Origin of the sequence: Streptomyces sp. BE303 (assembly GCF_036290945.1) — a bacterium.
Classification (GTDB): Bacteria; Actinomycetota; Actinomycetes; order Streptomycetales; family Streptomycetaceae; genus Kitasatospora.
The window spans coordinates 24,111-49,383 of the sequence record NZ_JAQYWZ010000814.1 but is presented as its reverse complement, the minus strand read 5'-3'; the positions used below and the strand labels follow the sequence as shown (position 1 = coordinate 49,383).

Genomic DNA, 25,273 nt, shown 5'->3' with positions numbered 1-25,273 from the left:
CCGGATCAGCTCGCGGAGGCCTGCGCCGTGGCCTGCGCCGGGGTCCCGGCGGCGAGCGGGCCGGAGAGCTGGTCGGCGAAGTCGTCGAGCGCGTCGGCCCAGTGGGCCGCGTACCCGGTGGCGAGCCGCAGCAGCTCGGCCGCGTCCTCCTCGCCCTCGACCAGCGCGGTCATGCCGGTCTCCTCGTCGCTGACCGACTTGGCGTGGCTGGTCTCGGCCTTGATGTGCGCGTCGATCCACACCAGCGCGTCGGAGTCCGCGAACAGCTTCTCCCCGCCGACCTGCACCTTGCTGTACACGCGCCGGAACGCGACGGCGATGTCCAGCGCGATCGCCTCCACCACCCGCAACTGGACCGCCGCGCCGAGCCGGTGGTCGGCGAGTGCGTCCATCGCCTCCAGCAGCCGGGCGACGCCCGCGGGCAGCGCCGGCGCGGACTCCTCGCCCGAGGCCTTCACCAGCGGCGCCACGATCGAGTCCGCCCACCACAGGTAGTGGATGCCCGCCGCTCCGCCCGGTGCCACCGCGCCGAAGTCGTCCGCCAGGTTGTCCAGGTCGTCGCCGATCACCCGGAATGCGGTCTGGAAGGCCGCGAGGGTCTCCCGCCCCGGGGCCTCCTGCGCGGCGAAGTGTCGGGCGGCCGCGCCGAGTCCGCCGATCGTGGTGAACATGAAGGCCTTGGTCATGGCCTCCCACTGCCGCGCCACGGCGAGTGCGTTCGCGGGCGGGACGTCGTCCACCAGCCGCGCGTTCGCGAAGAAACGGTTTCCGGGCCGGACCAGCCCCGCCGCCCGGACGATCGAGGAAACCTGTTCGTCAAGTGCAGTCTCACCAGGCATGATTGCTCCCCCTTTGCCTGTGCCATTTCACATGCCACACGTTAAATGGCATCTGAGGAGGTGTCAATGATCCCCGGAGGGGCGGGAGGACGGGCGGGAGGCCGTGGCGGGAAGGTGGTCGGGGGTGTGGACCGGGGCTTGGGCGGGTGCCCCGGGTGGGCGTGTGTCGTCGCCCCCGGGGCGGGTGGCGGCCGTGTGCCCGTGGGTGTCGGTCGACCGCGCTACGGGCGGACGGCGTTCGGGCCTTCGCGCCGGCCGGAGGGCGGTTGCGGTCGGCGGTTCCCGGCGGGCCGGAGGAGCTTGACCAGTCGGCGGTGGCCGGGGCCCCACTCGTACCCGAGAGCCGAATTGACCGCGATCATCGGGATGTTGGACGCCTCGACCTCGGTGCACGCGGTCCGCACGCCACGGGAGGCGAGGTGTCGGGCGGCGTGCAGCTTGAGCGTCCGGGCCAGTCCGCGCCCGCGCCAGGAGCGCAGGACGCCGGTGAAGTCGATGTGGCAGACGCGCGGGTCGGCGGTCTCGCGGACGGCCGTGACGCCGACGATCCGGCCGGCGGCCTCGGCGGTGAACACCCAGTCCGGGCGGCAGCCCTGGCCGGACAACGCCTCGGCGTGCCAGCGCTCGAAGCCGGGCACCGCGTCGGTGAAGCCCGGGTTGTCGCTCAACGTCTCGCGGTAGAGCCGGTGGAGCTGCCGGGCCGGCTGCGGTGCGCCGGAGGTGGCGAGCGTGCGGAGGTCGATGCCGAGGGGTGGCGGCGGGGCGAGGGTGCGCGGCTCCAGCCGGGCCGTGGCGGTGCGGATGTGGGCGTCGATGCGGTGGCCACGGGCGATGAGCAGATCAAGGAGTCCTGCGTGGCCGCTGCCGCGTGCGCTCCGGCCGCTGTCGTCGGTGCTGTCTCGCCCCTCGCCGTCGCCGTCGCCCTCGCCCCCGCTTCCGCCGGCGGTCCGGTGGGCGTCGGCTCCGTCGGCGTCGGGCGCGGCCCCGGCGGACTCGCCGTGGTCCGGCAGCTCGCCGAGCAGCCGGCGCGCGCCCGCGCCGTGGGCCCAGTCCTCGATCCCGTCGAGAAGGGGGAGCAGGAGCTCCGGAGCCCGGCCCGGCGTGCCGACGACGAGCGAGGCGACGTCGCCCGGCGGCGTCCAGGGAGCCCGCCATGCGGTCGCGAACGCGAGGAGCCCGCCGCTCGGCCCGGGATCCACCAGACGGATCCGGCCGTGCCCGATCAGGAGGCCGTCGGGGTCGGTGGCAAGGCTGCCGACGGGAGGCATCACCTCGTCCTGCGCCCGGAGCTCCGCCGCCGTGACCTGTTCCGGCCCGGCGGAGGACAGGAGCGCGGCCAGCGCCGGATAGTCGGTGGCGGGCCAGAACGGGCGGATCACGCCGTTCGCAAGATGCGTCACATGTGACACCTTACTGATGAATGTCGCGGCCCGTGCGGGAATCGGGCGAGTTCGCCCGGCGGCAGGTGCCCGCCCCCCCCCGTGCGGTGCTCCACCGGAGCGAGGGCGGGGACGGGACCGCCCGGTCGGCCGTGCGGGCGCGGCGGGTTGCTGACCGTGCCGTCCGGCGATGTGGTCTGCTGGGAGAGCGTCCGCCGGACGTTCGTGTCGCCATGCGCCTGCCGCCTCCGGGAGGGTCACCGATGCTCCGCCGCTCCGCCGCCGCCCTGCTCGCCCTGCTTCTCGGACCGGCCGCCGTCGTGGGCTGCTCCTCCGCCGCCGCGCCGGACCGCGCCGCCGACCCGGCACCCACCGGCACGCTCGTCGCCTCCTCGCCGGCCCCCGTGCCGACGGCCGCCGGGACGACACCCGCGACGCCGCCCGCGACCTCCCCGGCCGCCACGCCCCCCGCCGCACCGGCGGTGAACGTCCGGGCGACCGTCACGCAGGACCTCGACGCCCCCTGGGGCCTGGCCGTCCTTCCGGACGGGGACCTCCTCGTCGGCGAACGCGACAACGGCCGGATCGTCCGAGTCGCGGCCGACGGCGGCGCGAGGACCGACGTCGGCACCGTCGCCGGCGTCGCCTCCGGCGGGGAGGGCGGCCTGCTGGGACTCGCCCTCTCGCCCGGATTCGCCACCGACCACCGGCTGTACGCCTACCACTCCACCGCCGACGACAACCGCATCATCCGGCTGGACTACGACCCGACCCGTCCGGCGGGCGAGCAACTCGGCGCTCCCGAAGTCCTGGTGAAGGGAATCCCGCACGGCTCGCGGCACAACGGAGGCCGCATCGGCTTCGGTCCGGACGGCTTCCTCTACGCGGGTACCGGCGACGCGAGCGACAAGGCACTCGCCCAGGACCGTAACTCCCTGGGCGGCAAGATCCTCCGTCTCGCTCCGGACGGCGCACCCGCCGCCGGCAACCCGTTCCCCGGCTCGCCGGTCTGGTCGCTGGGCCACCGCAACGTGCAGGGCCTCGCCTGGGATCCCCAGGGCCGGCTCTGGGCCTCCGAGTTCGGCCAGGACGCCTGGGACGAGCTGAACCTGATCACTCCCGGCGGCAACTACGGCTGGCCGACCGTGGAGGGCGTCGGCGGTCGCCCGGAGTTCACCGACCCGGTCGCCCGGTGGCGTACCGCCGACGCCTCCCCGAGCGGCATCGCCTACGCCGACGGTGCCGTCTGGCTGGCCGCGCTGCGCGGCGGGCGGCTCTGGCGCGTCCCGCTCAACGGGGATCAACTCGCATCTGAGCCGCAGGAGTTCCTGTCGGGCGACTACGGCCGGCTGCGGACCGTCGTGGCCGACCGGGACGGCACGCTGCTGCTCGTCACCAACAACACCGACGGCCGCGATGAGCCGCGCCCCGGCGACGACCGCATCCTCCGCCTGACCGTCTCGTAGCGGCTCGCCGGGCCCGCCCTGCCGGCGGGACCCGTCTGCCGGTCCTGCCGCTCCGCCCGGCCGTTCCGCCGCCCCGTTCCGCCGCCCCGTTCCGCCGCCCCGCGCCGGGCCTCCGGTCCGCGTCCCCGCTCCCCGGGGCGCCCGGCGTCCGTGCGCCGGGGCCGTTTCCCGCAGCTGTTCCGCAGCCGTTCTGCGCTGCCGTTCTGTGCTGCGCTAGTTCATTCGTTCGAGGGGTTTGGAATCGGGATCCGCTCGGGGCCAGCCCCCGCCGGTCGCGTTGTCAGTGTGTCCCGTTACGTTCCTTCCATCACTGACCGACCAGCTGGGAGGAGAGCGGCCGTGGCGTGGGTGGATACGGGTGCGGGTGGCTATCAAGTCGCCCTCGACGAAGAGGGAAAGGTGCTCTGCCGGAATGCGGCGGGGCGTCCGCTGAAGAGCCTTCCGTCGAAGCTCAACGACGATCCGGTGGTGGTGGGGCTCAAGCAGCTCACCGAGTGGCTGGCCGCACACCGGCGCGGCTGCCTGGAGAGCGTCGAGCGGTGGATGGTCCGCTCGCTGCCGGTGCCCGCCGCCGTCGTCACGGCCGTCTGGGCCGACGAGGCCTGGCAGGAGGTCCTGCGCGACCTGGTCGTCACCGGCTCCGACGGCGCCGTCGCCGGGTTCCTGCGCGGTGCCGACGCCGAGCGCGGGATCGGCCTGGTCGACCTCGACGGCGACACCGTCCGCCTGACCGCCGACGAGTTGCTGATACCCCACCCGGTCCTGCTGGCCGACCTGGACGAGCTGCGCGAGTTCGCCGTCGAACTCGGCGTCTCCCAGCAGGTCCAGCAGTTGTACCGGGAGGTCTGGCACCGGCCCGCCGACACCACCGGCACCACCGGCACCGAGGTCGACACCTACGCCGGTGGTCACTACGCGGCGCTGCGCGACCTGCTCGGCCGGTGCGCCCGGCTCGGCTACCGGGTCCGCGGCGGTCACGCCGTGCTGCCCGTGGTCGAGGACGGCCGCGCGCTGGAGGCCCGGGTCTGGGTCGGCGACTACTACGAGTACGACGAGTGCGAGACGGGCTCGCTGAGCTGGGCGGGCCCGGACGGCAAGGTCCTGCCGCTCGCCGAGGTCGGACCGGTCGCCTGGTCCGAGGGGACGCGGATGGCCGCCGCGCTGTACGCCGGCCGCACGATCGAAGGGGAGGAAGCCGAATGAGCACCACCGGAGCCGAGCGCGGGACCGCACGCGGGACCGAACTGAGCGAGCGCCTGCTGGACGCCGGGGCGGTCCTTCCGCCCGGTACCCTGCCCGGCGCCGGCGCGCCCGACGCCGTCGCCGACGTCCTCACCGCCCGCAGCTACGCCCACCCGGTGCTCGGCGAGCGCCGGATCGTCCGCCTGGTGCCCGGCGCGCTCGGTCCCGCCGAGGACCTCGCGGTGGACTTCCTCGGCCTCGTGCCCGCCGGGGAACCGGCCGAGGTCGGCCAGGTCCGGCAGGAGGCGCTCGGCTTCCCGGCCTGGGCGCTGGTCCACGACCCGGCCAACGGCCACCACGCGCTCGCGCTGGTCAAGGAGATGGAGCGGCTCGCCCGCCAGGCCAAGTCCAAGCCCGGCCACGCCAAGGACGGCTTCGAGGAGCTGGCCAAGCGGCTCGGCCGCGCGGTGCCGCACTTCCTGCCCACCTACTGCGAGCAGGTCGGTCGGATCTTCCTCGAACAGGGCAACCAGACCTACGCGAGCACCTTCTTCGGCAAGGCCCGCGACGCCGAGCGCACCCACAACCTGACCGTCGACGAGGAGCGGCTGCGCGCCGTCTTCCTGGAGTTCGCCCTCGCCGGCGCGCTCACCGTCAAGGCGCTCCGTCAGTACGTCAAGGAGCTGAGCGTCCGGCTGGACCCGGTGACCGCCTGGCAGCGGTTCAGCCAGCTCTGCACCGAGCGTTCGGCGGCCGGGATGGCCCCCTACGCGGGGGTCGCCGAGGACGCCCGGGCCCTGCTCCGGGCCGCCGGCCTCGACCGCGACGAGCACGAGCGGGTCCTGCTCGCCGAGCTGCTCGCCTCGCCCGCCGTCAACCGGGCACCCACCGCGTTCTGGAAGAGCTGGCACGACGCCGTCATCGAGCTCGCCCGGCGCGACGACACCGTCCGCGCCCGCCTGCTGGAGATCCTGCCCGACCCCGCGGGCTCCGACGACCGCGACGGCCAGGACACCGCCTGGCTCACCGTCCTCTCCGAGAGCGGCGCCGACCGGCTGCTCACCGACGTCACCGGTTCGGCCGCGCCCGCCGGTTCCGCCGAGCCGATCGACGGCGGCGCGCCCGCGGAACCCGCCGCCGCCTGGCTTCAGCGCTGGGTGAACCACCTCGGCCGCGGCTGGCGCGATCGCGGCCTCAGCGCCGAGACCCTCGCCCTGGCCGCGCGGATGGCGGCGCGCCTGCGCGCCGAGGCCGTCCCGGTCGACCTCTTCACCGGGGTGCGCCGCAGTGCCACCCAGATCGAACTCCTCGATCTGCTGCTCGCCGAGGGCGTCCCGGTCGCCGACCCGTCCGACGGGCACACCTTCCACCTCTCCGGCTGGGTCCAGGCCTCCGGCACCGACGGGCGCGACCTCGCCGCCGTCGCCGCCGACGCCCGCTTCCGGCCGTCCCTGCGCGCCGCCGTCCCCGACGTCTGGAAGGCCGCCGGCACCAAGGGCGTGACGGCGGTACCGGTGCTGCGCGAGCTGTTCGTCGAGTGGTCCGACGCGCGGGCCGACGAGCTCGCCGCCGTCCGCGGCCTCTCGACCGCCGTCGGACTGCTGCGCGGGCTGTCCTCCAGCCGCGCCGCCATCCGCACCGAGAACCCGGCCGCCGCCGAGCGGATCGCCGCGCTCGACGTGGCCGGCCTGCTCGCCCGCAGCCTGCGCACCGGCATCCTCGACGAACTCGGCTGGCCCGCGCTGGAGGAGGCGCTCGCCCGGCTCGGTGTCAAGAAGAGTGAGGCCCCTGGCTTCGGCGACAGCAAGACGCTCCCCGAGGGCCTCATCCTGGAGGACGCCTGGCCGCACCTCATCCTGGTCCGCGGGGACCAGGCCCTCGTGGTCGGCGCGGAGGGCATCCTCCTCGAACACGCCGTCCGCATCCCCGACAAGCAGGAGTCCTGGCAGCGGCCCCGGTTCCGCTTCGTCGACGGCGAGCTGCTGGTCGCCTGGTTCCACGAGCGCAAGCAGCGCGCCTACTGGTCCAGCCGTCCCGCCGAGATCTTCGACCTCGGGGGCGCGACCATCGCCTACTACTACGGCGGGTCCCAGGAGCCCGACCAGCCGTCGCTCCCGCTGCCCGGCGGCGGCAGGAGCACCGGCGAGCGCCCGCTGCACCCCGGTGACACCCGGATGCCCGAGGAGTACCAGGTCCTCGGCGACGGCACCGGCTACTGGACGGTCCGCCACGGCCGCGGCACCGCCGCGCTCACCGAACTCGACCCGGCCACCGGCACCCTCGGCCGCGCCGCCGAACCGCCCCGGATCGCCGCCACCGCGGCCGCCGGCCGGCTCGACGTCCGGCGCACCCTGCTGCTGCCCCTCCGGCCCGGGCTGGAGGACACCCCGCTCGGCACGGACGGCTCCGCGGTCGGCAGCTGGCTCCGGGTCGAGGGCGGCCGCGTCACCACCGGTACCGCCGACGGCACGACCCTCGTCCTGCACAACACCAGGGACCACGCCAAGCTCTACCCGCTCGGCCGGCTCGGCCTGCCCGGTGGCGCCCACCCGCTGCTCGTCGAACTCCCCAACGACCACCTCGCCTTCGTGCTGCCGACCGACGGCGCCACGGCCACGGGTACCGTCGCCGGGCCGGCCGTCGTCGAGGGCGACGCCGCCGGAGCCACCGCCGATGTCCGGTTCTGCCGCCCCGGTGGCCGCGGCGCCGCCGGCACCGCGCTGGTGCCCCCGCTGCCCTACTGGCACGTCCTGCGGCCGCGCGACGAGGAGGGCTCGCGCCACCTGCGCACCGTCACCGCCGAGCAGGCCGCCCGGCTGATCGACGCGGCCTGGCCGGTCGACGCCGAGCCCGTCCCCGAGGAGCGCCAGCTCTGGCTCACCACCCAGGGTGTGCGCCGCCGGCTGGTCAGCGGCAAGAAGGCCAAGAAGGGGCTCCCCGTCCAGGACGTCGCCGGGATCCTCCCCGGCATCGGGGACCGGCTGCTGCTCGCCGGGGTCACCGGGCTCGCCCGGACCGCCGCCGACCTGCTCGACACGATCTCCCGGTACGTCCCGCAGCCCGAGGCCGAGGCCGAGGCCTCCGCGGACAGCGGCACCACCGCCTTCGCCTACCGGCCGGAGCACGGCTCCGACTACGACCTCGGCGAGGCCGTCACCCTCCTGCTGCCGGACATCGGTGGCTTCGGCCGGAACTGGGAGCGGTCCGCCAACTGGCGCGTCCTCAACAACCTCCGGGCCGTCACCGCCGTCCTCGCCGCACCGCCCGCGGCCACCGGCGAGAGCTGGACGACGCCGCACCGGATCAAGCTGCACGGTGACGACAACCACCACGGCTGGCTGCACCTGCTCGGCCGGCTCGGCACCGCCGCCTACGCCGCCGCCGCCCCGCTCACCTCCGACGCCGCACGCGCCTCGCTCGCGCTGCTGCTCACCGAACTCACCGCCGGCCCCCTGGCCGACCGCGGCGCCACGGTCCGCGAGGTCACCCTCACCGAACCGCTCACCGACCCCAAGGCCACCAAGGGCAAGCACGAGAAGCGGGCCGGCCAGGTGTGGCGGCACGGCGAGCGCACCGTCGTCATCCTCGGCTGCCGCCACCACGAGAACGACCGGGTGCACTGGCTCGCCGTCGACCACGACCCCTCGGGAGCGTTCGGACAGGTCGCGCACTTCGGCGCCGAGCAGGAGCGCAGCACCGAGGAGACCCTCACCGCCGACTGGGTCACCCGCTTCACCGCCCTGCTCGCCCTGCACGGCGGCATCCCCCACCGGGCCGAGCGCGCCGCCGACTTCGGCGACCGCAGCGGCATCGGCGCCGTCCGCGCCACCCTCCTGCTCAGCCCCACCGCCGCCCTCGTCCAGTGGTACGGCGCGCCGCTGCCCGCCGACCGGCTCAAGGAGTACGGCCTCAAGTCCTCCGAGGCGAAGGCCGCCCGGGACTGGGTCCGCGACCGGGACCGGACCGTCCTCACCGACGTCTGGGCGGCCCTGCTGCCCGCCGACCCGGCGAGCCTCTGGACCGACGGCCCCGACACCGCGGCCGCCGCGGCGCTCTGGACCGAACGCCTCGGCAGGCTCGTCACCCTGCCCGAGGAGATCCAGGCCACCGTCAGCGGCGCCACCATCGCGCACATCGAGGAGATCCTCAACGTCGCCCGCACCCCGTGGCTCAGCCGCACCACCCGCCACCGGCTCCGCCCCGAGGAGGACGACGGCTCACTGCGCCTGCGCCCCGACGACCCCGCCGCCCTGCCGGCGTACGACAGCCTCACCGGCGCCGTCGACGCCGTCCGCTGGCTCGCCTACCACCTGCCCTACGAGAGCCCGCTGCGCCCGTCGCTGCCCGGGGCCGCCGTCGCGCTGCGCGCCCGCCTCGCGGACCCCGAGCTGCTGCTGAGCTACGGCTACGTGCAGACCGTCAAGGGCCGCCCGGTCTCCGAGGTGCTGCGCTCCCGGTTCGGGCTGCCCGTCGAGGGCGGCGCCGACACCGACGGCCTGGTCCGGTGCGGCGACGCCGTCGTCCTGTCACCCGGCCACGGCGACGAGCAGATCTGGCTGCGCCCGGCCGGCCTCACCGGGGCCGACGACCCGGTGCTGGAGCTGCTCGGCGGCCTCGCCGAGGGCTACGGGTTCGCGGACCAGGTGCTCGCGATCCGGACGATCGTCGGCGGCGAGCTCGACCGGCTGGCCGCCCTGCCGGGCGCCGGACCGGCTCCGGACCCCGACGGGGCCGACGGGGCCGCCGACTCCGACGTGTCCTGGCCGCACCACCCGCAGGTCAGCGTGCCCGACCTCGTCGCCGAGGTGGCCAAGACCCACGAGCTCGGTGAGGACGCCGCCGCGCTCTACCTCCAACTGCTCGCCCTCCCCGACCCGACCGACCGCAACGCCGCCCGCTGGACGGGTTGGAAGCCCGCCCGCCTGAAGCGGGCCCGGGCCGAACTCGCCGGATCCGGACTGGTCCTGGAGGCCAAGCGGGCCCGGGCGGGCCGCACCCTCTTCCTCCCCGGCGGCTGGCAGGAGGCCAAGACTCCCGCCCTGCCCGCCGAGACCTGGAAGGCCGGGCTCTACGAACTGCCCACCCACCGGACCGCGCTGCCCCGCCACGCCGTCCCGGAGCTGTTCACCCGGGCCTGGCAGCGCGTCACCGACGGGGACACCCCCGGCTACGAAGAGCTCCAGACCGGCAAGCGCAGGAAGGCCCGCCGATGACCACCCCCACCACCACGGAACCCGCGGCCACCCGGCAGGTCGTCCCGCCCGAGGAACGCCACGCCGCCGAACTGGAGTTCCTCGCCGCCTACGACTCCGGCCCCCGGCCGCCCGGCTGGCGCCTCACCCCGCGCGCCGTCATCACCTTCGTGATGGGCAGCGACGGCGAGAAGCTCAAGGCGGGGCGGAAGAGCCTCGTCATCGAGCAGAAGTTCGTCGGCGAGCGGGCCCTCGTCGAGCGGTGCGTCGTCACCCTCGCCGGCGAGCGCGGCCTGCTGCTCGTCGGCGAGCCCGGTACCGCGAAGTCGATGCTCTCCGAACTCCTGGCCGCCGCCGTCTGCGGCACCAGCGCACTCACCGTCCAGGGCACCGCCGGCACCACCGAGGACCAGCTCAAGTACGGCTGGAACTACGCCCTCCTGCTGGCCAAGGGCCCCAGCCGGGAGGCCCTGGTGCCGTCCCCGGTGCTCACCGCGATGACCACCGGCGCGGTCGCCCGGGTCGAGGAGGTCACCCGGTGCCTCCCCGAGGTCCAGGACGCCCTGGTCTCGCTCCTCTCCGAACGGCGGATCGCCGTCCCGGAGCTGGCCGGGAGTCCGGACGGCCAGCTGCACGCGGTGCCCGGCTTCACCCTGATCGCCACCGCGAACCTGCGGGACAAGGGCGTCAGCGAGATGTCCGCCGCGCTCAAGCGACGGTTCAACTTCGAGACGGTCGGTCCGATCGGCAGCCTGGCCGCCGAGGTCGAGCTGGTCCGGCGTCAGTCCACCGCCGCGGTCGCCCGTGCCGGCGCCCCCTACGCGGTCGACGACGCGGTCCTGGAGGCGCTGGTCACGGCCTTCCGGGACCTGCGGACCGGCCGCTCCACCGAGGGCTGGGACGTCGAACGCCCGTCCACCGTGATGAGCACCGCCGAGGCCGTTTCCGTGGCCACGGCCCTCGGCGTCACCGCGGCCTACCTCCCCGACGGCGGCGACCTGCTCGGGCGCCTGCCCGGCCAGCTCATCGGGGTCGTCCGCAAGGACGACCCCGCCGACGGCGCCCGCCTGCTCGGCTACTGGGACGGCCCGGTCCGCCGGCGCGCCGAACAGGGCGCCGGCACCTGGCGCACGCTCTGGGACCTCCGCACGGCGCTGGAGTCGTGAGGTGACCGCGCACACCGCCACCGGGACCGGCGGCCTCCGGCCGGGCCCCGACGGCATCCGCCGGGCCTGCGGCGGCCACCGTCGCCGGGCCCGGTGCGCGGTGTGCGCGACCCGCACCGGCGCACCCGGCCCCGAAACGCCCGCCGCCGCACCGCACCCGGGCCACCCGGCGACGGTCGGCACCGCGGCGGCTCCCCGTCCCCCCGGCCGACCCGCCCGCCCGGCGGCCCGGCCCCATCCAGATCCGTTCCACACCGGAGAGGTGAACACATGAGCAGCGCGGTGCTGCCCGACGAGGCGGGCGTCGACGACCCGCGAGGCGTGGTCGAGGCGGAAGCGGCCCGGCTGGCCGACTCCGGCCTCGGTGCGCCCGGGCCGTACCTGATCGGGGTGCGCCACCACGCGCCCTCGCTCAGCGCGGTCGTGCCCGCACTGCTCGACGCCGCCCGGCCCGAGGTGCTGCTCGTCGAGCTGCCCGCCGAGTTCCAGCCCTGGCTGGACTGGCTGGCGGACGAGTCCACCCGGGCGCCGGTCGCCCTCGCCGCCGCGCCCGGCGGCCCGGACGACGGCGGTGACGCGGGGCGCGGCGCCGGGGGGCTCGCCTTCTACCCCTTCGCCGACTTCTCGCCGGAGCTGGCCGCCCTGCGCTGGGCCCGCCGCAACGGCGTCGAGACGGTCGCCTGCGACCTGCCGCTCGCCCTACGGGGCGCCGGGCGCGGTTCGGCCCCGGCGGCGGGGGAGCGGGCCGCCGCCGGCCCCCTGCCGGGGGTGGCCGACGCCCTCCGGCACCGCCTCACCGGCCGCGAGGACGACGACCTCTGGGACCGCCTGGTCGAGACGGCCGCCCCGGGCTCCGCACCGGAGGCCGTCCGCCGCGCCGCCCTGCTGGTCGGCTGGGCGCTGCGCCGGGACGCCCAGGGCGGCCCCGGCGTCGACCCGTACGACCTGCGGCGCGAGGACTGGATGCGGTCCCGCATCGAGGAGGCCGCGGCGGGTGGACGCCGGGTGGCCGCCGTGATCGGCGCGTTCCACGCCCCCGCGCTGACGGCCGCCGGCCCGGCCGCCCCCGGGGACGCCGCCCGGGCCGCGGACCCCGCCGACCCGGCCTCCGCAGGCGGCGGCCACGTCGTCTCGCTGATCCCCTACACCTACCCGCTGCTCGACGCCCGCTCCGGCTACCCGGCCGGCATCCGCGACCCCGAGTGGCAGCACACCGTGCTCGACGCGGGCGGCGACCCGGACCGGCTCGCCGAGGCGCTCACCACGACCGCCGTCCGCATCTGCGAGGCGCTCCGCAACCAGGACCACCCCTCCGGCCCGGCCGACGCCCGCGAGATCGTCCGGATCGCCGGCGACCTCGCCCGGCTGCGCGGGCTCGCCGCGCCCGGCCGGGGCGAACTGATCGAGGCGGTGCAGACCGCCCTCGCCCAGGGCGAGCCGCTGGGCCGCGGCAGGGCCGTCGCCCGCGCCCTCGAACGTGTCCTGGTCGGCACCCGCACCGGCCGGCCGGCGCCGGCCGCCCCGCGCAGCGGCCTCGCACCCGCCGTCGAGGCGCTGCTCGCCGAACTCGGCCTGCCCGGCCCCGGTGAGACCGCCGAGTCCGCCCCGCGCGATCTCCGCCTCGACCCGCTCCGGTCGTCCCTCGACCGGCGCCGCGAACTCCTCCTGCAGCGGCTCGCCGTCTGCGGCGTCCCGTACGGAGACCCGGTCGCCACCACGGGCGCGGGCGGTACCGAGACCCTCTCCACCCGCTGGCGCGTCCAGTGGACCCCGACCGCCGCCGCGATGCTCACCGTCGCCGGTACCAGGGGTGTCACCCCGGCCCAGGCGGCCGAAGGCGCCCTGCGCGAACAGCTGCGCCGTGAGCGGCAGGCGGACGGGCCGACCGCGCGCGAGGTCCTGCGGGGCCTGGCCGACGCGGCCGCCTGCGGGCTCCCCGCCCTCGCCGACTCCCGCCTCGCCCAGCTCACCGCCGTCCTCCCCGAGAGCGGGACCCTCCCCGAACTCCTCGACGCCCTCGCCCTCGTCGACCGGCTCAGCGCCGGCCACGTCCCCGGCCTCGCCCCGGACCCGTCCGGCACCGGTCACGACGCCGGCGGCGACGCCGATCACGACGCGGACCGCCCGGCGGCACCACCCGGCCCCGCCCGGTCGGGCAGGGCCGAGGCCCTCGCCGCCGCCGCGGAGGTGGTGACGGTGGCCGCGGTCCGGCAACTGGAAGGGCTCGGCGGCTCGGACGAGCCGGCCGACGCCCGGGCCCTGGTGGAACTGGCCCGGCGGGCCGACCTCGCCGGGGGCCTGCGGCTCGGCCACGCCCTCGCCGAACTCTCCGACGGCGGAAGCCCGCTGGTCCGCGGCGCGGCAGGTGCGGTGCGGGTGCTGCTCGGACACGAGGAAGCCGCGGTGTTCGGCGGCCGGGCCGCCTCCTGGGTGGACGGGGCCACCGGTCCCGAGGCACGGCAGGCTCTGGGCCGGTCGCTGGTCGGACTGCTGACGGCGGCCGAGGGCCTGTTCGCGAGCGCTCCCGAAGTCCTCGAACCGGTGCTGGAACGGGTCGTCACCCTCGCGGACGGCGCCTTCCTGGACCGCCTGCCCGCGCTGCGCGGCGGCTTCGACACTCTCAGCCCGGCCGCCCGCGACCGGTTGCTGACCCTGGTCGAGGAGCGGCTCGGCGCCCGTCTCGACGTCCTGCCCGAGGAGGTGCCGCCGGCCCTGCTCGCCGACTGGTCCCGGGCCGACCTGGCCGCCCGGGCCGCACTGGGCCGTCGAGGACTGCTCCCGGCGGCGCTCTCCGCGCCGGACCGCGCGGGCGCGCACCCGGCTCCCGGCGGCACTCCGGCCCGCCCGTCCGGCGCGGCACCCGTCCCCGCCGCAGACCCGTCCGCCGACCGCCCGGCCGGTCCTGCGGCCGACCCCGCAGCCGGTCCCGCCCGTGCCCTCGGCCCTTCCGAGCGGTGGCGGCTCCTGCTGGGCCGGCCCGGCGACGGCGGCCTCGGCGGGCGCTCCGCCAGGCTCGCCACCGCCCTCGACGAGCTGTACGGGACGGGACACGGCGAGGGTTCCGGCCCCGGCCTGGACGGCCGGGGCGGCGGGAACCGCGGCGGACGCGAGGCGCCGTTCCCGGGCGTGCGGGAGTGGTCCGAGGAGCTCATCGCCCTGTTCGGGCCGGGTATCCGGGAGGAGGTCCTGGCGGCGGCCGTCGAACAGGGCCGGACCGACGCCCTGGCGGCGATCGACCCCGGCGCCGTCCGCCCCTCCGTGGACCTGCTGCGCACCGTGCTGGAGCACGCGGGCGGCCTGCCCGAGGCCCGGATCGCCGGACTGCGCCCGCTGGTCCGCCGCCTGGTCGACGAGCTGACCCGGGAGCTGGCGACCACGCTGCGCCCGGCCCTCACCGGGATCAGCGTGCCGCGCCCGAGCCGCCGCCCGGGCGGCGGGCTGGACCTGCACCGGACGATTCGCGCGAACCTCGCCACCGCCCGCCCGGCCGAACCGGGCCCGCCCGGCAGCCCCGGCGGCGGCCTGGTGATCGTCCCGGAGCGGCCGGTGTTCCGCACCCGGGCCCGTAAGGCGTCCGACTGGCGGCTGATCCTGGTCGTCGACGTCTCCGGCTCGATGGAGACCTCGACCGTCTGGGCGGCGCTGACCGCGTCGATCCTGGCCGGGGTGCCCTCGCTGAGCACCCACTTCGTCGCCTTCTCCACCGAGGTGGTGGACCTGACCGACCGGGTGGAGGATCCGCTGAGCCTGCTCCTGGAGGTCCGGATCGGCGGCGGCACGCACATCGCCGCCGGCCTGAAGTACGCGCGGGAGCTGGTGACCGTGCCGTCCCGCACGCTGGTCGCGGTGGTCAGCGACTTCGAGGAGGGCGGCCCGATCGGGGGCCTGCTCGCCCAGACCCGGGCGCTGGTCGACTCGGGCTGCCACCTGGTCGGCTGCGCCGCGCTGGACGACACCGGGACGGCACGGTACTCGAAGGCGGTCGCGGGCCGGCTGGTCGCGGCCGGGATGCCGGTGGCGGCGCTCAGCCCGCTCGAACTGGCCCGCTGGGTGGGGGAGAAGGTCCGATGACGGAGACGGGAGCGGTGGGAGCGGTGCAGGAGACCGGGGCGGACTGGCCGGCGATCAGGCCGGAGGTGGTCGCCGAGGTGGTGGCGGGGCTCTCGGCCCGGCTGCAGAAGCGGCTGGACAGCGCGGCGGCCAAGTTGGCGGGCCGCCCGGTGGAGCGCACCGGCGACGACTGGCGGATCGCCGTGGACGAGGAGGCGGAGCTCGTCCTGCACGCCCCGGGCGGGGTGATCGCCGATCAGGCCGACGTCCGCTGCGGCTGCCTGCTGGCACCCGCGTGCGTGCACCGGGCGGCGGCGGTCACCGTCTGCCCGATCACGGACGAGGAACCGGCCGGGAGACCGGGCGCCGGAGGCGCCGGTACGGACGGGGCGGGGCCGGCCGCCGCGGCCCCGCCCGCCGGCACTCCGGTCGCCGCTCAAGGGACCACTGCCGGGACCACTGCCAGGACCACTGCGGGGACCGCTTCCGGGACCGGTGACGGCGCGCCCCCCGACGTCCTCGCCGCCGCCGAGGTGGCCGCCGTGCACCACCTGCACCGGGCGGGCGCCGCCGTCCTGGCGGCCGGCGTGGGCGGCGCCGGCGCCGTGCTCCAGGCGGAGCTGCTGCGCGCGGCCCACCGCGCGCGGCTGGCCGGGCTGTACCGGCCGTCGGCCGCGGCCGTGGCGGTGGTCACCCGGGTCCGGGCGGCCCGTTCGGGGGAGCCGGACCACCGGCTGGCCGACCTGGTCGCCGCCCTGCGCGAGCTCCTCGGCCTCACCACGGCCCTGGCCGACGCCGCGTCCGCCGCCCCGGCCGGTCCGGCGGACGGCGCCCCGGACGGTACCCCGTCCGTCGTCCCGGTCGGCATCGCCGGCCTGCGCGGCACCGCCCGCCAGGCGTACGGCGAGGCAGGCGCTCTGCGGTTGTACGGGCTGTTCAGCGAACCGGTACTGACGCCCACCCATGCGGGTGCGGTCACCTGGGCGGTCGACGCGGGCGGCGGCCTGCACACGATCGCCGAGATCATGCCGCACGCCGACGCGACGACGGCGGCACCGCAGGCGGTCGGTGCCGGGAACCGGGCGATCCGGCTGGGGGACGCGCTGCTCAGCCACCGCGAGTTCACCCGGGCCGGTCTGGCGGTCCAGGGCGCCACCCGGTCGGCGGGCGGGCGGCTCGGCGCGGGTGCCGCGGTCCGCGCGGTCCGCGCCTCGGGGGCCGCGTGGACGGCGGAGCCGATCGCCAGGCTGTGGGCCGAGCCGCCCGCCGCGCAGGTGGAGCGGGCGCTCGCGGCGGCGGCGCTGCCCCCGGAGGGCAGGCCCGCCGGGAGCGAGCTGCTGTTCCTGGAGGTGACGCTGATCGGTGCCGTTCCGTACGGGCCGGGCGGGGCACTGCAACTGCTGGCCGACTGCGGCGGGGCCGTCGTGGTGCTCCGCGCCGCGCACGACCACCCGGGGCTGGCCCACCGGGGCAACCTCGCGCTGCTCGCCGCCGCTCCCGGGCTGCGGCTGAGGGTGGTCGGCCGGCTGGAGCGGGCGGCCCGGCCGGAGCTGCGGCTGCTTGCGGTCGGGGCGCCGGCGGACGGTCCGCACCCGGGCGAGCCGGCGCTCGCACTGACCGACCGGGCGGACCGGGTCAACCTGGGTCTGGAGCGGCTCCAGCGGGCGGATCTCGTCCTCCCGGCCGAGACCCCGGCCGAAGCCCCGACCCCGTCCGGCGCGGAACCGGAGGGCGCGTCACGCCTCACCGGAGCTCCTTCCGCCCCCGGACCCCTGGCGGCCCTCCCGGACCGGGAGGGCCCCGCGGCCCCGGTCCACCTGCTCACCCGCCGGGTCGAGCAGGCGGTGACCGGAGGCCGGGCCGCGCTGACCCTCACCGTGCGGACGGCCGACGGCGCGCGGTCGGTGGACGGTGACCGGGCACGGCTGCGGTCGGCGGGTCTGGCCACCGGTGCCGCGCTGCTCGACGGGCTCCGTTCGGCGGCTGCGGACCAGCCGCGCGACGTCTTCGGCCGGGTGGTCGCGGACGACCACGAGGCGTTCGCCGTGGCCTGGCTGGCAGCCGCCTGGTACGGGGAGGAGCTCGCCTCGGCGCTCTGCGCGACCGCCTGGACGTCCGCGATGTCCGGGCCGGTGCCCGCCGCCGGGCCGGTGCCTGCCGGGGAGGGGGCGTCCGTCCATTCACAGCTGTCATCCCAGCCATAAGGGGAGGTACTTGCACAAGCAGGTAAACGGCGCCGAATGGCATACTGGGAGGACATGAAACGTTCGACCGGTCGTCCTACCGCCGACCGGCAGTGGACGACAGGCGATGGCAGGACCGTCGCCAGAGGGACGACCGGCAGCAGAGAGGCTCCAGCCATGGGTATCCAGGACGATGCCGCCGAGATCCGCGCCTGCGGCTGGCGCACGCTCGCCGCGTTGCACGGTCAGATCGACACGGCGCTGGAGAAGGCGCTGCAGGCCGAGCACCGGCTCTCGGTGGTCGAGTACACGGTGCTGGACGCCCTCTCCCGGCAGGACGGCTGGCACATGCGGATGCAGCAGCTGGCCCGGGCGGCCGCGCTGAGCAGCAGCGCGACCACCCGGCTGGTGACGCGGCTGGAGGACAGGGGGCTGCTCAGCCGCTACCTCTGTGCGGACGACCGGCGCGGCATCTACACCGAGCTGACCCCGCAGGGGCGCGAGCTCCTCGCGGCCGCCCGGCCGGTCCACGACGCGGCCTTGGAGGCGACGCTCACCAAGGCCGCCGACGTCCCCGAGCTGGCACCCCTGGTCCGGGCCCTGTACGAGCTGGAGCTGACGCCGGCGGCCCCGGTCAGGACCTGACCGGGGCCCGGCCGCGAGTCGTCCGTCGGCGCCGCGCCGCGCCGCGCCGCGCGGAAGCCGCGCGGCCCGTCAGCGATGCGCGGCGAGTGCTTCCCGGTGGACCCGGTCGAGGAGGGCGAGCAGGAGCTCCTTGCTGGAGGCGCGGTCCCGCACGTCGCACAGCACCACCGGGACGCCCGGGTCGAGGTCCAGGGCGCGCCGGACGTCCTCGGGGGTGCAGTCGCGGCGGCCGTGGAAGCAGTTGACCCCTATGGCGAACGGGATGCCGCGCTGCTCGAAGAAGTCCACGGCGGCGAAGCTGGACTCCAGCCGCCGGGTGTCGGCCAGCACGATCGCGCCGAGCGCACCGAGGGCGAGGTCGTCCCACATGAACCAGAACCGGAACTGGCCCGGCGTGCCGAACAGGTAGAGCACCAGGTCCTCGCGGACGGTGATCCGACCGAAGTCCATCGCGACGGTGGTCGTGGACTTGCCCTGGATCCCGTCGAGGCTGTCGACCCCGATGCTGGCGCGGGTCATCCGTTCCTCGGTCTGGAGCGGTTCGATCTCGCTGACCGAGCCGACCATGGTGGTCTTGCCGACGCCGAAGCCGCCGGCGACGAGGATCTTGACCGCGCCCGGCACCAGGCTCTGGGTCGTCACGTCGGGTCTCCTGGGAGGGAACTGAACGGAACACGAATGAACGGGGGACTGCGACGGCCGCGGGGACGGCCGGGCGGGCGACGGCCGGTCAGAGCCGGCGCACGCCCTCGATGACGGCCCGGATCAGTGAGATGTCCGGCGCCTCGGCGAGCTGCACGGGTGCCCGGGTGAGGATCATCCGGGCCTCGGCGAGGTCGTCCAGCAGCACCTTGACCACGCTCACCGGGAGGTCCAGGCTGGCCGCGATCTCGGCCACCGCCAGCGGGCGTTCGCGGCAGAGGTCGAGGATCGCGGCCGGTTCGGGCGTCAGCCGACTGGTGTCCGTGCGCGCGTCGGCGGTGACCACCAGGGTGATCAGAGCGAACCCGTCACGGACCGGTCCGGTGCGCCCGTTGGTGATGGCGTAAGGACGGACCAGATGGCCTGCGTCCTTGTCGAAGAACCAGGCCTCTTCGGCGTCGACGGTCACGCACTGCCACCCGCGCCCGACAGGCCGGCGTCGCTGCGCGGCGCCGCCGTGAGGTACTGGCCGACCTGCTTGACCAGCATGTTGATCTCGTAGGCCATCAGCCCGGCGTCGACCGCCTCGCTGGTGAGGACGGCGAGCCGGGCGCCCTGGCCCGCGGTCGTGACGAACAGGAACAGCTGGTCCATCTCGATCACGGTCTGCCGGACCCGGCCGCCGTTGAACCGGTGCCCGGCGCCGCGGGCGAGGCTCTGCAGGCCGGAGGCGACGGCGGAGAGGTGCTCGGCGTCGGCCCGGTCCAGGCCCTGGGAGAGCCCGACCAGCAGGCCGTCCTCGGAGAGGACGATGGCGTGCCGGGTCTCCGGGACCCGCGCCACCAGCTGGTCCAGCAGCCAGTTGAGGTCGCGCTGGGTGTCGGTGTGCTGCGTCATCACTGCTGTTCCTTAGCTGCGGAAGGTGCGGCCGGTGCAGAGGGAGTGGCCGGTGCGTCCGAGTCGGGTGCCGCCGCACGGGCGGTACGGGTGCCGCGCTGGATGGCGGCCATGGTCGCGCGCGAGCGCTGAGGCATCAGGTCGTCGGCGGCCGGGGCCGCCGGTCCGGGCCGGCCGTACGGGTCGGCTCCGCCCTGCAGTCCGGTCCGGCCGAACGGGTTGTCCCGGCCCTGGGCCGCGGCGCCGGGGCCGGTGGCCGGGGCGCCGGGGTGGGCCACCGGCGGAAGCATGGCGCCCGGGGCGTGGGCCTCCCGCAACTGCTCGGCGAGGCTGGCGTTGCGGACCCGCTGGGGCAGGACGCGGGGGGTGCGCAGCTCGCCGTCGGGGCCGTGCTCCGCGGCCTCGTCCTCGGCCCGCTGGTGCGTCGGCGTGCGGGGCGCGGCGGGGAGCGCGTGGCTCCCGCTGCCGTCGCCGCGGTCGGAGCCGGCGCCGGGAGTCTCCGCGGAGCCGTTCTCCCACGGCCCGGCGGGACCGGCCGACGGACCGGCGGCCGGATCGCCCGCCTGCTGCTCCTCGTACGGCAGGGGCAGCACGGGTCGTGGGACGACCACCGCACCGGGCAGTCCGGGGATCTGCGCACCCACCTGCAGGCCGCCGTTGACGGCGGGGTCGTTCTCGCCCCGTGCGCCGCCCATGGGGTAGCGCGCGAGCAACTCGCTGATGGCGAGCCCGCCTTCGCCGCCGGTCGTTCCGGCGACCGGGACGCCGTTCGCGGGCGTCCCGTCCACGAGCGGGGCCTCGTGCCACTCGGGCCCACCCGCGACCTGGCCGGGAACGGCCTGGCCGGGAAGGACGTGGCCGGGGAGGACGTAGCCGAGGTCGCCGGTCACCGCGGTGGTGTCCGCGGTGGTGTCCGCGCTCCGGCCCACGACCGCGCCCGGCGCCGAGTCCGGTGCGCCGCCGGAACCGGGCGTCGGTCCGGTGCCCAGCAGCCCGCCGAGCACGCCGGCCAGGGCCCCCGACAGCTCCTCGTCGATCTCGCCCAGGTCCGCGTCCGGGCCCGGCAGCGGCTCCGGTACCGGAGTTCGGGTGACCCGGGCCCCGGCCGGCAGGCCGGGAACGGAGGCCGCCTGCTCGGCCTGCTCCAGCAGCACCACCGGAACCAGCACCACGGCCCGCGTCCCGCCGTAGGGGGAGGGGCGCAGAGTGACCTGGATGGCGTGCCGGGCGGCCAGCCGGGCGACCACGAAGAGGCCGAGCCGCAGGTCGTCGCCGAGCGCGGAGACGTCGAGCTCGGGAGGGTTGGCGAGGTAGTCGTTGAGGCGCTCGTACTCGTCCTCGCCCATGCCCAGGCCGCGGTCCTCGACCTCGACGGCCAGGCCCTTCGGAACCTCCTGCGCGGAGACCTGGACCTGGGTGTACGGCGGGGAGAAGGTGGTGCCGTTCTCGATCAGTTCGGCGACGAGGTGGATCACGTCGGCGACGGCCTGGCCGCTGAGCGAGGAGCGGGGCACGCCCTGGACGACGACCCGGGCGTAGTTCTCGGTCTCGGAGACGGCGCTGCGCAGCACGTTGACCATGGGCACGGCGTTGCGCCAGCGCCGGGCGGGCAGGGCGCCGCCGAGGATGACCAGGTTCTCGGCGTTGCGCCGCATCCGGGTGGCGAGGTGGTCGACGGCGAACAGTTCGCGCAGCAGCTCGGGTTCCTCGTGCTCGCGCTCCAGCGCGTCGAGCATGCTGATCTGGCGGTGGATCAGGATCTGGGTGCGCCGGGCGATGTTGAGGAAGACCTTCTTCGTCCCCTCGCGCCCCTGGGCCTGGTGGATGATGGCGGCGACCGCGGCCTGACGGACCGCGGCGAGGCCGTCGGCGGTCTGCTGCACCTCGTCGCCGACCCTGCGGGCGGGGGCCCAGGCGGGTGGGGACGGGACCGACTCGCCGGACTGGAGCCGGCCGACCACCTGCGGGATCTCGTGCTGGGCGATCGCGAGGGTGTCCTCGCGCAGGCCGGAGAGCCTGGCCGGGAGGGAGCGCGCGACGCGTATGCCGCGGACCAGGCTCCAGAGCAGGACGGCGGCGAAGACGGCACTGCCGGCGTACAGGGCGGTGGTGTCTCCGGAGTCGCGCAGCAGGTAGGCGGCGTAGCCCCAGGCGGCGGCGAGGCCGAGGCAGGGGACCAGCGCGAGCGCGAGGAGCGAGCTGCGGAGGGAGCCGGACCGGCCGGCGCGGTGGCCCGTGCGGGGGGCCGATATGCCTGGCATCTGATTCCTTGTAGCAGGGCCGAGCGGCGGGGTCGCCCGTGTGCGGTACCGGCCGGGGCTTCGGGGGTGCCACGACCGGCGGGTCCCGGAAGGGTCGCCGACGTGGATGACGCGGTGTCACCGTCCGGACGGGTGCAGCACGGCCGCCGACTGCAGGCACGCTACCAGCCCCAGGTGCCCTCACTGCAACATCAACTGACGATATGTAAACGGCCGGTGACGGATGGGTCCGTTCCCGGACGGACCGTCGGGCCGGGGATCGCCGCTGGTCAGCGGAGCTCCGGGAAACGCCGGACGGCCTTCCGGCGGCCGAGGGGTGGTCGCCGGAAGGCCGTCAGGGACAGGTCAAGGGCGCCTGTTCCGAAGAGTCGTCCGTTTCGCCGGAAGAGATCCCGAAGGAGCCCCTCCGGGCTCCCGGCCGGTCGTCGCCGGTGCGGTTCAGCCGGCCAGCGGCATCCGGAACACCGCACCGACCTCCGCGGCGGCCTCGGCCGCCGCCTCGCGCTGGGCCAGTTCGGTCCAGGCCCAGCTGGCCAGGCCCGACAGTTCGGCGGACCACTGCTTGCCGTAGGTGCCCGAGGCCACCTGGCCGAGCCGCAGCCGCTGGATGTCGGAGGTGCCGGCCGGCGGGTAGACGTGGGTGGCGTCGCGCAGGTAGCGCTCGATGTTGAACTCCGTCTGCAGGCCGCGGGCGGCGTGGATCTCCATCGCGTTGCGGGCCGAGTCCAGGGCGTACTCGGTGTTGACCAGCTTGGCGTTCATCAGCTCCGCGTCGCACGCCTTGCCGTGGTCCAGCAGGTGGGAGGCGTGGTAAGCGGCGAGCTTGGCGGTCATCAGGCGGGACTGCATCTCGCCCAGCTTCAGGGCGATGTTGGGCAGCTGGGAGAGGGGCTTGCCGTAGAGCATCCGCCCCTCCGCGAACCGCACGGTGTCCTCGACGATCGCCACGTGGATGCCGAGCGCCACGGCGGCGAGGTTCAGTCGCCCGTACAGGGTCGAGGAGGAGTAGGCGACGTCCAGGCCCTGGCTCTCCCGGCCGAGCCGGTTGGCCACCGGGATCCGGCAGTCCTCGAAGAGGATCTCGCCGAAGCTGAAGCCGTGCAGGCCGCTCTGCGAGCCGAGCGTGCCGGTGCGGAAGCCGGGGCGGTCGCTCTCCACCAGGAAGGCGGAGAGGCCCCGGCTGCCCTTGCCGGTCCGGAACACCACACCGTGCACGTCGCCGATGTGCGAGTTGCCGACGAACCACTTGCGGCCGTTGAGGACGTACTCGTCGCCCTCGCGCCGGGCGGTGCCGGTCATGCCGAGCACGTGGCCGCCGGACTCCGGCTCGGTGACGGCGATGGTCGGCAGTGACTCGCCCGAGGCGAACCTCGGGAGCCAGTGGCGGCGCTGGACGTCGTTCCCGAAGTGGATGACCTTGGCGACACCGAGCTGCGAGGCCTGGGCCATGGCGCCCATCGCGCCGCTGACCCGGGACAGCTCCTCGACGATCACGGTCTTCGCGAGGTGGCCGAGGCCCAGCCCACCGAACTCGCGGGGGATGGTGACTCCGATCCAGCCACGACGGGCGATCTCCCGGGACAGTTCGAACTCGACCCGGCGGTCGGCCTCCATTCTGGCCACCTGTGGGCGTATCTCCTTCTCCGCGAACTCCCTTACCTCCGCTCGGAGGTATTCGTGTCGCTCGTCGGTGAAGTAGTCCATCGCCATGCCCGGGTCCTCTCGGATCGTCTGGTGGTCGTGCCTCCGTCCGTGCAGCCGATCCGCTCCGGTCGCCCAGGCGTGGGGGTGGGTGGCGGCCGGTTGCCCCATTGCAGCCGGTGCGCGCGGAGTATCGGCGATGTCCAACGCTGCCCGAAGGAAACCACCGTTTTCGGCAGGGCTCATTGTCATATGTGGCTTGGTAGTGCTCCATAGTTGATCTTCGATTGGCGAGATCCTGATCATCCGAGTTCGACCGAGGATTGAGATGGTCGCAGGAGGGGGAAATGATCCAACCCGCTTTCCCGGGTCGACCGCGTCGCCGTCCACATGCGCCTTTGACTGAGCATCAGCAAGCTGGATGTGGTGGGCCGGGAGCGCGGAAAGCGCCGCATGTCTGATTACATGTGCGCCATGACTGATGTGATGAGCACTCAAGGCCAGTTCCCGGGTGCCGCCGGGGAGTCCGAGCGGACCCGCAGGCTGCGCAGCCTGGGTCTCAACGAACCGACGGCGGACGAGGCCTTCGACCGCTTCGCCCACTTGGCCGCCAGCATCACCCGCGCCCCCATCGCGATGGTCAACTTCATCAACGACGAGCGCCAGATGTTCCGGGGGCTCTACATTCCGCCAAACTCCGCCGATGTCACGTCCGACGGAGGTGCCTCCTGGGCGGATCGCGGGATCGCCTTCGACCTCCCGACCCGCGAGATGCCGCTGAGTCACGGCTTCTGCCCGCACGTCGTCGCCCAGCGCTCGCCGCTCGCCCTGGACGACATCCTCGCCTACCCCCGGTTCGCCGGTAACCCGGTCGTCGACGAGCTGGGCGTCCGCGCCTACCTCGGCGCCCCGCTCGTCGACGACACCAACACCGTCATCGGCACCGTCTGCGTCCTCGACCGCGAACCCCGCCAGTGGGGACGCGAGCGGCTGCGCGACATCCAGCACCTCGCCGAGGCCCTGCTCTCCGAGATCCGGCTGCGCGACAACCTGCTCGCCCAGCAGCAGGAGATGTTCGCGGCCTTCGACGGCTCGCCCTTCCCGATCATGCTCACCGACGGCCCCGGTCAGGAGATCCGCTACGCCAACGCCCAGCACGCCGACATCTTCGGCGCCCCCGCGGCGTACGGCACGATCGGCCAGGCCTACCCGCAGCTCGGCATCGCCGGCCTCCAGCAGGCGGTCTCCGAGGCGTACCACACCGGCCGCACCACCGTGCTCAACGACGTCCGCATCCAGTCCGCCCGGCCCGAGGCCCAGCGGATCCAGCAGATCTTCAGCTTCACCTGCACCCCGCTGCGCACCGCCCGGACGGGCCAGGTCAACGGTGTGCTCACCGTCGGCATGGACGTCACCGCGCAGTCCCGCACCGAGGAGGAACTGGGCACGCTCGCCGCGCTCCTGGTCGACCGCCTCCAGCAGAACGGCGCCGCCCCCGCCGTCCGTCCGGGCCTCGGCGCCGGAGGGACCGGGCTGGTCCTCCCGGGCTGACACCGGGCCGGTACCACCGTGGCGGGGAGCCTCTCACCCCCGAGGAGAGGCTCCCCGCCACGGCGCCCATAGCGGCGCGGCCGGTCCCGGACGCCACCCCGCTCCTCCCGGCGCTTCCCCGCGCTTGCCCCGTTCCTCCCCTCTCCTCCCCTCTCCTCCTCGCGCCGGTCCTGGCGCGC

Annotated in this window: 15 protein-coding genes; 8 read left to right on the top strand and 7 right to left on the bottom strand. The window is 75.5% G+C overall.

Annotated elements, in window-relative coordinates; all coding sequences use genetic code 11:
• Window positions 1–5 precede the first annotated feature (5 nt).
• Both PUR56_RS27320 and PUR56_RS27315 read right to left on the bottom strand, forming a co-directional pair.
• Window positions 6–839 (bottom strand): DUF6202 family protein, encoded by an 834-nt coding sequence (locus PUR56_RS27320; protein WP_329950862.1) that lies wholly within the window; start codon window positions 837–839, stop codon window positions 6–8.
• A 221-nt stretch (window positions 840–1,060) separates the two neighbouring features.
• Window positions 1,061–2,239 (bottom strand): GNAT family N-acetyltransferase, encoded by a 1,179-nt coding sequence (locus tag PUR56_RS27315; RefSeq protein ID WP_329950861.1) that lies wholly within the window; start codon window positions 2,237–2,239, stop codon window positions 1,061–1,063.
• Between the two features lie 242 nt (window positions 2,240–2,481).
• Here PUR56_RS27315 and PUR56_RS27310 point away from each other — a divergent pair, with 242 nt between their 5' ends.
• The 7 genes from PUR56_RS27310 (at window position 2,482) to PUR56_RS27280 (ending at window position 18,102) form a co-directional block, all read left to right on the top strand.
• The gene (locus tag PUR56_RS27310) at window positions 2,482–3,684 is read left to right on the top strand and encodes a PQQ-dependent sugar dehydrogenase (protein ID WP_329950860.1); all 1,203 of its coding nucleotides are present in this window, start codon (window positions 2,482–2,484) and stop codon (window positions 3,682–3,684) included.
• Window positions 3,685–4,023: 339 nt separating this feature from the next.
• Window positions 4,024–4,887 (top strand): DUF4132 domain-containing protein, encoded by an 864-nt coding sequence (locus tag PUR56_RS27305; protein ID WP_443034577.1) that lies wholly within the window; start codon window positions 4,024–4,026, stop codon window positions 4,885–4,887.
• Complete coding sequence (locus PUR56_RS27300; protein ID WP_329950859.1) at window positions 4,884–10,079, top strand: hypothetical protein; 5,196 nt, start codon at window positions 4,884–4,886, stop codon at window positions 10,077–10,079. The genes PUR56_RS27305 and PUR56_RS27300 overlap by 4 nt, the downstream gene beginning before the upstream one ends.
• Window positions 10,076–11,224, top strand: coding sequence for an ATP-binding protein (locus tag PUR56_RS27295; protein ID WP_329878229.1), 1,149 nt, complete (start codon window positions 10,076–10,078; stop codon window positions 11,222–11,224). Before PUR56_RS27300 ends, PUR56_RS27295 begins: the two co-directional genes overlap by 4 nt.
• 270 nt (window positions 11,225–11,494) lie before the next feature.
• The gene (locus PUR56_RS27290; protein ID WP_329950858.1) at window positions 11,495–15,295 is read left to right on the top strand and encodes a vWA domain-containing protein; all 3,801 of its coding nucleotides are present in this window, start codon (window positions 11,495–11,497) and stop codon (window positions 15,293–15,295) included.
• The gene (locus tag PUR56_RS27285) at window positions 15,292–17,478 is read left to right on the top strand and encodes a hypothetical protein (protein WP_329950857.1); all 2,187 of its coding nucleotides are present in this window, start codon (window positions 15,292–15,294) and stop codon (window positions 17,476–17,478) included. The genes PUR56_RS27290 and PUR56_RS27285 overlap by 4 nt, the downstream gene beginning before the upstream one ends.
• A 156-nt stretch (window positions 17,479–17,634) precedes the next feature.
• Entirely contained in the window at window positions 17,635–18,102 is a 468-nt protein-coding gene (locus PUR56_RS27280) for a MarR family winged helix-turn-helix transcriptional regulator (RefSeq protein WP_329878223.1), read from the top strand.
• Between the two features lie 69 nt (window positions 18,103–18,171).
• Here PUR56_RS27280 and PUR56_RS27275 read toward each other — a convergent pair whose 3' ends face one another.
• The 5 genes from PUR56_RS27275 to PUR56_RS27255 form a co-directional block, all read right to left on the bottom strand.
• Window positions 18,172–18,744 carry a GTP-binding protein gene (locus tag PUR56_RS27275; protein ID WP_329950856.1) on the bottom strand — a complete coding sequence of 191 codons (573 nt, stop codon included), beginning with the start codon at window positions 18,742–18,744 and terminating at the stop codon, window positions 18,172–18,174.
• 88 nt (window positions 18,745–18,832) lie between these two features.
• Window positions 18,833–19,213 carry a DUF742 domain-containing protein gene (locus tag PUR56_RS27270; RefSeq protein WP_329878219.1) on the bottom strand — a complete coding sequence of 127 codons (381 nt, stop codon included), beginning with the start codon at window positions 19,211–19,213 and terminating at the stop codon, window positions 18,833–18,835.
• Window positions 19,210–19,641, bottom strand: coding sequence for a roadblock/LC7 domain-containing protein (locus tag PUR56_RS27265; RefSeq protein WP_329878217.1), 432 nt, complete (start codon window positions 19,639–19,641; stop codon window positions 19,210–19,212). Before PUR56_RS27265 ends, PUR56_RS27270 begins: the two co-directional genes overlap by 4 nt.
• Window positions 19,641–21,902: a sensor histidine kinase gene (locus PUR56_RS27260; protein WP_329950855.1), complete on the bottom strand. Its 2,262-nt coding sequence runs from the start codon at window positions 21,900–21,902 to the stop codon at window positions 19,641–19,643. Before PUR56_RS27260 ends, PUR56_RS27265 begins: the two co-directional genes overlap by 1 nt.
• A gap of 438 nt (window positions 21,903–22,340) precedes the next feature.
• Complete coding sequence (locus PUR56_RS27255) at window positions 22,341–23,612, bottom strand: acyl-CoA dehydrogenase family protein (protein WP_380355478.1); 1,272 nt, start codon at window positions 23,610–23,612, stop codon at window positions 22,341–22,343.
• A gap of 405 nt (window positions 23,613–24,017) precedes the next feature.
• On the opposite strand from PUR56_RS27255, the gene PUR56_RS27250 reads away from it, so the two are divergent.
• The gene (locus PUR56_RS27250) at window positions 24,018–25,094 is read left to right on the top strand and encodes a GAF domain-containing protein (RefSeq protein ID WP_329879064.1); all 1,077 of its coding nucleotides are present in this window, start codon (window positions 24,018–24,020) and stop codon (window positions 25,092–25,094) included.
• Window positions 25,095–25,273 lie beyond the last annotated feature (179 nt).

What these genes read in the sequence shown, in the direction of transcription:
- PUR56_RS27280 (WP_329878223.1), top strand. Translation starts at nt 17,635, where the DNA reads ATGGGTATCCAGGACGATGCCGCCGAGATCCGCGCCTGCGGCTGGCGC.
- PUR56_RS27250 (WP_329879064.1), top strand. Translation starts at nt 24,018, where the DNA reads ATGACTGATGTGATGAGCACTCAAGGCCAGTTCCCGGGTGCCGCCGGG.
- PUR56_RS27295 (WP_329878229.1), top strand. Translation starts at nt 10,076, where the DNA reads ATGACCACCCCCACCACCACGGAACCCGCGGCCACCCGGCAGGTCGTC.
- PUR56_RS27290 (WP_329950858.1), top strand. Translation starts at nt 11,495, where the DNA reads ATGAGCAGCGCGGTGCTGCCCGACGAGGCGGGCGTCGACGACCCGCGA.
- PUR56_RS27260 (WP_329950855.1), bottom strand. Translation starts at nt 21,902, where the DNA reads ATGCCAGGCATATCGGCCCCCCGCACGGGCCACCGCGCCGGCCGGTCC.
- PUR56_RS27255 (WP_380355478.1), bottom strand. Translation starts at nt 23,612, where the DNA reads ATGGCGATGGACTACTTCACCGACGAGCGACACGAATACCTCCGAGCG.
- PUR56_RS27300 (WP_329950859.1), top strand. Translation starts at nt 4,884, where the DNA reads ATGAGCACCACCGGAGCCGAGCGCGGGACCGCACGCGGGACCGAACTG.
- PUR56_RS27265 (WP_329878217.1), bottom strand. Translation starts at nt 19,641, where the DNA reads ATGACGCAGCACACCGACACCCAGCGCGACCTCAACTGGCTGCTGGAC.
- PUR56_RS27320 (WP_329950862.1), bottom strand. Translation starts at nt 839, where the DNA reads ATGCCTGGTGAGACTGCACTTGACGAACAGGTTTCCTCGATCGTCCGG.
- PUR56_RS27285 (WP_329950857.1), top strand. Translation starts at nt 15,292, where the DNA reads ATGACGGAGACGGGAGCGGTGGGAGCGGTGCAGGAGACCGGGGCGGAC.
- PUR56_RS27310 (WP_329950860.1), top strand. Translation starts at nt 2,482, where the DNA reads ATGCTCCGCCGCTCCGCCGCCGCCCTGCTCGCCCTGCTTCTCGGACCG.